This is a genomic window from Teredinibacter waterburyi (assembly GCF_001922985.1).
In the GTDB taxonomy this organism is placed as follows: domain Bacteria; phylum Pseudomonadota; class Gammaproteobacteria; order Pseudomonadales; family Cellvibrionaceae; genus Teredinibacter; species Teredinibacter waterburyi.
Window position 1 is genome coordinate 1 of record NZ_MRUH01000112.1, and the last position, 861, is coordinate 861.

An 861-nucleotide genomic window follows, 5' to 3' on the forward strand; every position below is an offset into this window, starting at 1 on the left:
AAATCGCAGTGATGCAGTCAGGGAGTGGTATTCAATTTCTAGTCGGTCGTGTCCGCACTATGTCTCCCGTCGTTGTTCCCAGCAGTTTCTTTTAAGGCAGTACCAAATCAAGCTTTATCCCAACCTTCTTGTAGTATTATTTTGGGTTTTTGGTAGTATCTGGTTTTAGTATTTATTGTCTAAGCGCTTCGTTTAGGCTAAAGGGCCAGGCTAGCTGGCCCAACGTGTGTGTTACTGGTTTTGGCCTGCTCCACCTGACAATTTTTGCTGTGCTCGTTTGTGTATGTCGCGCAGCTCCATTTTACACAAACGCTCACAGCAAAAATTGCAGGTGAGCTTGGCGTTAAATTTATGAAGCCGATAGTCACAATTATTCTGTTTTTTACATGCGCCAACGCATATTCAGGTGGGGAATATTATGATGTATTTCTTTCAGAGTACGTTGAGCCCTTCGAAGAAGGTAATGAATTTCATCTCGTTCTGAATTTCACGGGCGAAGGCATGAGTAAAAAATGTAGTTCCATACTCCTCAAAGGGACGTATGATAAAGAGTACTGGGCTGGGTATAAACGGCCGATGTCTTTGTCGGGGCATTCAGAAGCAATGGATTATCTCTCTGGTAAGGTAGGTAGTAAGGTTAAGTTTGGCCAAATTGGGCGTGGGTTAAAGAAACTACACGGCTGTACTTATTTAAGTCGTGGGCTTTTCTTAGAGCAGCATAGCAATGAACCTGTTGTGTTCTCCGTGCATGAAAAAATTTAACAAGGCGGTCAAGCTGACGGCTATTCCGTCGCTTGTTTATGTGGCTGCCGCTACGCTGCCACAACACAATCAACTACATAGCCGCAGCTTACCGCGGCG

1 protein-coding gene is annotated in these 861 nt (G+C 44.6%); it reads left to right on the forward strand.

What is annotated here, in order from left to right:
* The first annotated feature begins 351 nt into the window (after positions 1–351).
* Positions 352–762 carry a hypothetical protein gene (locus tag IDZ20_RS07895; protein WP_188150890.1) on the forward strand — a complete coding sequence of 137 codons (411 nt, stop codon included), beginning with the start codon at positions 352–354 and terminating at the stop codon, positions 760–762.
* Positions 763–861: the final 99 nt, after the last annotated feature.